The sequence below is a fragment of the Fulvivirga imtechensis AK7 genome (assembly GCF_000331535.1).
GTDB classification, from domain to species: Bacteria; Bacteroidota; Bacteroidia; order Cytophagales; family Cyclobacteriaceae; genus Fulvivirga; species Fulvivirga imtechensis.
Genome location: NZ_AMZN01000077.1, coordinates 1 through 6,087, shown reverse-complemented (window position 1 = coordinate 6,087; position 6,087 = coordinate 1). Strand labels below are relative to the sequence as shown.

Sequence of the window (6,087 nt, the reverse complement as noted above, 5' to 3'; positions counted from 1 at the left end):
AACTGCAACTTATACGGCACAGTACACTTAACTCAACACTAGTAAAAACTTGTCATTGGTAGGCAACGAGGGATCTTACTCAGTTTCAAAGGCAGAATTCACAATCTTAGGAAGGTTCTTCCTTCGTCAGAATGACTGTTACATTAAATTTTTGACTTTTGAGACACCTTTATTTTACATACTGCAATTTCTTAACGCCAATTGCTTTGCTTCCTTGTGGCCAAGGTCGGCAGCATTTTTCCAATCTCGGCAGGCGCTTGAAATTTTTCCTGTTTTTTGTTTACAATTACCACGATAGTAATAGGCGCCTGCACTGTCAGGTCTTAGAAAAATGGCCCAGTTATAATCTGTTATTGCTTCTTCAAAGTTTTTATCTGCCATATTGATCTCTGCCCTTTTAAAGAAAAGCTCATAATAAATAGGAGGCGTATTTTTCACGGACATTACCAACTCAAACGCTTTCCCATAGGTAGAGCTTTGCTGGTCTTTGAACATACGTTTGGCTTCATTGTAGTATTCCAGTGCCTTGCTTATATTTCCCAAATGATCATAATAAATGTTACCAATAGTGGTCGCCAACTCGATGTTATTCTTATCCCTGATAAAAATATAATCCAGTGCATGAATGGCCTGCCTGTAATTTTTTAATTGATAATTGCAATCTGCTATCATTCGCCATGTATTCAGGCTCATTGGACGTTGATAATCACGCAACACTTCGAGGTTTAGTACTGCTGATTGATAGTCAGCGTGCTTGTACAATGCTATCGTTTGATCATACAAGCCGGCCAACATCGCTTCTTTTTTCACCGCGTATACTGATTCAATGGGGTTGTCTCTAATGAGGCCTGTGATCATGTCAAAAGCCTGACGATACTTGCTGTTGTCATACAGTAATTGGGCCTGAGCAAGTATTTGATCATTTTTAGCTTTTAGCTCCAATGCTCTTTGTTCTTCCAGGTACAGGTTGATTTTGATAAGTCCGGTGATAAGTATGGCAACGATACAAACCGCAGTAAGGGTAAATAGCTGTACCTTATAGTAGTTTTTGTCAATTTTGTATGGGGGTGCCGTTTTGTAGTTAGGTGCGTATCCCCACGGTTGCTTACCATATCGATCATAAACGCTTCTTTCCGATCTTCTTCGAGGAGGGTGTTGTGAAGAAGTTCTTGTGCGTTGTGTAGCCTCGTAGGATTGGTATGAATAATTTAGAATAAGATCATACTGCGCTTTTTTGTGTGCATTAGACAATACCTGATGAGCTTCGTTGATCAGCTTAAAGCATTCTTCTGCATCTTTATTATTTGGGTTGCGGTCAGGGTGATACTTCAGAGCCAGTTTCTTATAAGCGGCTTTAATTATTTCGTGATCAGCATTCCGCGTGATGCCCAATATTTTATAATAATCAAGCATATAGCTAATTTAAACAATTACAATGGCTGTTTTACATTCCCCAAGCTGCTTTTCTTTAAATATTCGTAGTAAAAAAATGCTGCTATCACAAAAATGAGCAATGATATGAATTGCGAATGCGATAGATAGCCCTCTACAACAAATCCACGGGAGACATCTCCTCTAAAGACTTCTATGACCGACCTGCCTATGGCATAGACCATCAGATAGGTAAGAAATAATTGCCCTTCAAACTTCTTTTTAGACTTTAGGAAATGTAGCCCGATAAGGATACTTAAGATCATCAGTGCGCTATAGAGTTGAGTCGGATGCAAAGGTGTATTCAATGGAGCGAGACAAGCGGAATCGGAAAATACAACAGCTAGCGGGCCATGCCATTCAATACCATGGCAGCATCCTGCCATAAAACAGCCTAATCTGCCGAAAAAATGTACAATACAAGTAGTGATAGCCATTATGTCCAGCATGGGCCTCGTGGGGAGCCGATGTTTTTTAAAGAACCATAGCATGGTAGGGATGGTGAATAACAAGGACCCATAGAAGACAAAACCCCTTCCTGAAAGAAGATCACCGAAATTTTTTAAATAGAAAGCCGGTCTTTCGAAAAAAAGCAGCGCCTTGCCGCCAATAATTGCTGCGAGCAGTAACAGCAGGAACAGTGTGTTCACGGCATCAAAGGAAAGATCAAACTTCTTTTTGGTTTGCCAGGCCACGTAGGTTACACTGAGTATCGCTCCGATGACAATAAAAAAACCGTAAGAATATATCGTTAGATATTCGCCGAACCAATTTTTTAAAAAATCTGGCAGCGGTATTTCAAACAGAATCGGATGCATTTAATTTATCTTTAAAAAAACTCCAACTTATCGTCATTGCGACCTGTCCCGAACTTTATTTAACTTTATATCGGGAGGAAGGAGCATCTGACGGACAGGAAGCTGCTCCTAACGTGGCAATCCCCCAATCAATAACGAACACCATATTGCTTCAAGACTTTAACCACTCTTCTAACTTAGGGGACTGCCGCGCTTCCTACCGGTCGCTCGCAGTGACGTTTAAGTTCAATTTTGGGACTGCCGCGCTCCTTATCAGCCGCTTGCAGTGATGTTTGCAAAGCCGGTCATTGCGAATGAAGTGTGGCAATCCCCTCTCTTTTGCTGCACATCGCTTCGATTCCCACCGATGACTACAAGTATTTTCTTACAGCCAAGTAAGACAATTGTATAAACTGCTTTGCCAACATTTTATTTTATGCCGAAGTGTAAAGGTAATGTTTTTCTCAGTTCACCGTTCACAGTTCACCGTTCACCGTTCAGAGTTTATAGTTTTATCATTACATAGTGCTTCAGACTTCCGACTTTGATCTTCGGGCTTCATACCCACCTCTGTGTCTCCTTCCGGGAGGAGAGTTGGTTCGCCTGTGTTAACCTGACTTCCGGTCACCGTGAACCCCCAACATCATCAAACAATCAACAAACCCCAAAACATCAAACATCAAATAGAAACAGGAAACGTCAAACATCAAACAAGCCACCAGAACCAGTCACCAGTTAACCAGTCACCAAAAAGCCAGTCCACTTTCCTTTCTCATTCTTTTAATGGTTATTTGCACGATGTTTACGAAAGGGGTAAAATACATGTTGGTGGCGGGTTTTGTATTTGCATTGATGAATGTTTTCGTAAAGCTGGTACCCAACATTCCTGCGACTGAAATTGTGTTTTTTCGTTCGGTGATCTCCTTAGTACTTAGCTATGGTTTTTTAAAAGGCAGCCAGGTTAATATATGGGGTGGTAATAAAAAAATATTGTTACTCAGAGGGCTGAGCGGAGCCATTGCGTTGATCTTATACTTCATTACTTTGCAGGCTATTCCCCTGGCGAGTGCGGTCACAATTCAATTTCTTTCACCGATATTCACCTCTATATTGGGTATTTTTATTGTAAAGGAAAGAGTAAAGCCACTACAGTGGCTGTTTTTTCTTATTGCATTCGGTGGAATTGTAGTTATACAGGGCTTTGACCATCGGATAACACCGCTTTACATGATAATAGGTGTTTTTGCTGCATTCTTTTCAGGTCTGGCGTACAACTTCATTCGCAAAGTCAATACCACGGAACATCCCCTGGTGATCGTATTTTACTTTCCCCTGGTCACTATTCCGGTTACTGGTGCTTACTCGTTATTTGAATGGGAGCAACCGGTGGGGCGGGAGTGGCTTTTCCTGCTTCTGATAGGGGTACTCACACAGGTAGCCCAATACTTCATGACCAAGGCTTATCAGGCGGAGGAACTTTCAAAAGTGGCCAGCCTTAAGTATATCAGTATCATCTATGCACTGGGTTTTGGCTGGATCATTTTTGATGAAACGTTCAACCTGATGACCTATGTCGGTATGTTGGTCGTGCTGGCCGGTGTATCCTTGAATATCTGGTATAAGCACAGCATGGCTGTCAAAAAATGACTATTTTTGAATAATTGAAGAACTTTTTAAGCATAATATTTATGGCTGGACATAGTAAGTGGGCAAATATTAAGCGTAGAAAAGGAGCCCAGGACGCAAAGAGAGGTCAGATATTCACAAAACTGATCAAAGAGATCACAGTAGCAGCCCGTGAGGGCGGACCGGACCCCGAAGGTAATCCGAGATTGAGGTTGGCCATTCAAAATGCCAAAGGACAGAACGTACCCAAGGATAATATTGAACGTGCGATCAACAAAGGATCTGGTAGCGATGCGGTGGATTACATAGAAACCACCTACGAAGGGTATGGCCCTCATGGGGTGGCAGTTTTTGTAGAATGCGCTACGGATAATCTCAACCGGACCGTAGCAAGTGTAAGATCTTTGTTCTCAAAGTATGGAGGAAGTCTCGGGGTCAATGGTTCTGTTGACTATATGTTTGAAAGAAAGGGCACCTTTCTGATCGTGCAAAATGAGGAGACGGATCAGGATGACCTGACTTTGGAACTGATTGATGGAGGAGCTGAGGAGGTAGAGTTTAACGAAGGGTATGTAGAGGTGACCTGCGCGATGGAGGACTTCGGCAATATGCAACACAAGCTCGATGAGCTTAGTTTGGAAGCTGAAACGGCAGAACTGCAAAGAATACCCACCACGACCGTAGCATTAGACGATGAGCAATTTGACAAAGTGATGAAGCTGATAGAGGCGCTTGAAGACGATGATGATGTGCAGAAGGTTTATCACAATATCGAGGCCACGGAGGAGCAGTTGCAGTCGATATAGGGTAGATCGGTATAAAAAAACGAGGCTGTGTCAAAAGTCTCCTTCTAACGTCCTCCTGAACTTGATTCAGGATCCCCTGATTAGATTTTACTCATTTTCAGGGGATTCCAAATCAGTTTGGAATGACGAACTACTGGCTTTTAACACAGCCTTTTTTATTGTGTTCTAATCTTTAAAGCTTAGCAATAAGATCAGCTACGCGGTTGGAGTAACCTGCTTCGTTATCGTACCAGCTTACCACTTTCACTACTTTACCATTTGTTGAAGTCATTTGAGCATCAAATATGGATGAGTGAGGGTTGCCGATGATATCGGAAGAAACGATAGGATCTTCAGTGTACTCCAGGATACCTTTCATAGGTCCTTCTGAAGCAGCCTTCATAGCAGCGTTGATCTCTTCTACGGAAGCCTCTTTTTTCAGCACACAAACCAGGTCAGTTAGCGATCCGGTAGGCGTAGGTACTCTTACCGCATTACCATCAAGCTTACCTTTAAGCTCAGGAAGTACGAGGCCAACAGCTTTTGCAGCTCCTGTAGTGGTAGGAACAATGTTGATAGCAGCAGCTCTTGCCCTTCTCAGGTCTTTATGAGGACCATCCTGCAGGCTTTGGTCTGACGTATAGGCGTGGATAGTCGTGATGAAACCGCTTTCCAGTCCGAAGTTATCATTTAATACCTTAGCTACAGGAGCAAGGCAGTTGGTAGTACATGAAGCGTTAGATACTACCTCTTCGTTTCCGGTCAGTATGTCATCATTTACTCCTAATACCACTGTAGGAATATTTCCTTTGGCAGGTGCGGAGATCACTACTCTCTTAGCGCCTGCCTGTATATGTTTTTTAGAACCTTCTTCATCCACAAATCTTCCTGTGGATTCCAGTACGACATCTACATTCATTTTTCCCCATGGCAACTGAGCAGGATCACGCTCAGCCAAAACCTTAATGATCTGGCCATTCACTTTAAGTCCGTCATTAGTAGCTTCAACTGTACCGTCAAATCTACCATGAATAGAATCGTACTTAAGCAGGTGAGCGAGTGTAGCTACATCAGTGAGGTCATTGATGGCAACTACTTCAACATTTCCTTTTTGTAATAGTGCTTTGAAGGCTAGTCGACCTATTCTTCCAAAGCCGTTGATTGCAACTCTAGTCATTATTAGTGGGTTATGGTTACTGTTAATTTCGCGGCAAAAATACAATACACTGTATCTAAAACCAATTAAAAGAGGTTTTAAAAAAGATGTAAAATTTTCAAAAAAATTTAGTCACCAGTTTTGGATTTATAAATCACCCGTATATCTTTGCATCACCTTAATAAAAGGCCCGTTCGTCTAGGGGTCAGGACGCCAGGTTTTCATCCTGGAAACAGGGGTTCGATTCCCCTACGGGCTACTAAACCAGGCTTGAGCAATTTGCTCGGGCCTT

Annotated in this window: 5 protein-coding genes and 1 tRNA gene; 3 read left to right on the top strand and 3 right to left on the bottom strand. The window is 42.3% G+C overall.

Going from position 1 to position 6,087, the window contains the following annotated elements; genetic code table 11:
• Positions 1 to 174: 174 nt before the first annotated feature.
• Both C900_RS28770 and C900_RS21495 read right to left on the bottom strand, forming a co-directional pair.
• A complete protein-coding gene (locus C900_RS28770; RefSeq protein WP_009582337.1) occupies positions 175 to 1,413 on the bottom strand; it encodes a DnaJ domain-containing protein in 1,239 nt (412 codons plus the stop codon).
• 17 nt (positions 1,414 to 1,430) lie between these two features.
• Positions 1,431 to 2,249, bottom strand: a complete 819-nt coding sequence (locus C900_RS21495; protein WP_009582336.1) for a prolipoprotein diacylglyceryl transferase — start codon at positions 2,247 to 2,249, stop codon at positions 1,431 to 1,433.
• 777 nt (positions 2,250 to 3,026) lie between these two features.
• On the opposite strand from C900_RS21495, the gene C900_RS21490 reads away from it, so the two are divergent.
• Positions 3,027 to 3,875: a DMT family transporter gene (locus C900_RS21490; RefSeq protein WP_245558471.1), complete on the top strand. Its 849-nt coding sequence runs from the start codon at positions 3,027 to 3,029 to the stop codon at positions 3,873 to 3,875.
• A 41-nt stretch (positions 3,876 to 3,916) separates the two neighbouring features.
• Positions 3,917 to 4,660, top strand: a complete 744-nt coding sequence (locus C900_RS21485; RefSeq protein WP_009582334.1) for a YebC/PmpR family DNA-binding transcriptional regulator — start codon at positions 3,917 to 3,919, stop codon at positions 4,658 to 4,660.
• Between the two features lie 172 nt (positions 4,661 to 4,832).
• Here the strand turns inward: C900_RS21485 and gap are convergent, their stop codons facing one another.
• A complete protein-coding gene (gene gap / locus C900_RS21480) occupies positions 4,833 to 5,816 on the bottom strand; it encodes a type I glyceraldehyde-3-phosphate dehydrogenase (RefSeq protein ID WP_009582333.1) in 984 nt (327 codons plus the stop codon).
• A gap of 166 nt (positions 5,817 to 5,982) precedes the next feature.
• Here gap and C900_RS21475 point away from each other — a divergent pair.
• Positions 5,983 to 6,054 (top strand) — tRNA-Glu (locus C900_RS21475).
• The last annotated feature ends 33 nt before the right edge of the window (positions 6,055 to 6,087 follow it).

Coding starts and splice junctions, on each gene's coding strand:
- C900_RS28770 (WP_009582337.1), bottom strand. CDS start 1,413: ATGCTTGATTATTATAAAATATTGGGCATCACGCGGAATGCTGATCAC.
- C900_RS21495 (WP_009582336.1), bottom strand. CDS start 2,249: ATGCATCCGATTCTGTTTGAAATACCGCTGCCAGATTTTTTAAAAAAT.
- C900_RS21490 (WP_245558471.1), top strand. CDS start 3,027: ATGTTTACGAAAGGGGTAAAATACATGTTGGTGGCGGGTTTTGTATTT.
- C900_RS21485 (WP_009582334.1), top strand. CDS start 3,917: ATGGCTGGACATAGTAAGTGGGCAAATATTAAGCGTAGAAAAGGAGCC.
- gap (WP_009582333.1), bottom strand. CDS start 5,816: ATGACTAGAGTTGCAATCAACGGCTTTGGAAGAATAGGTCGACTAGCC.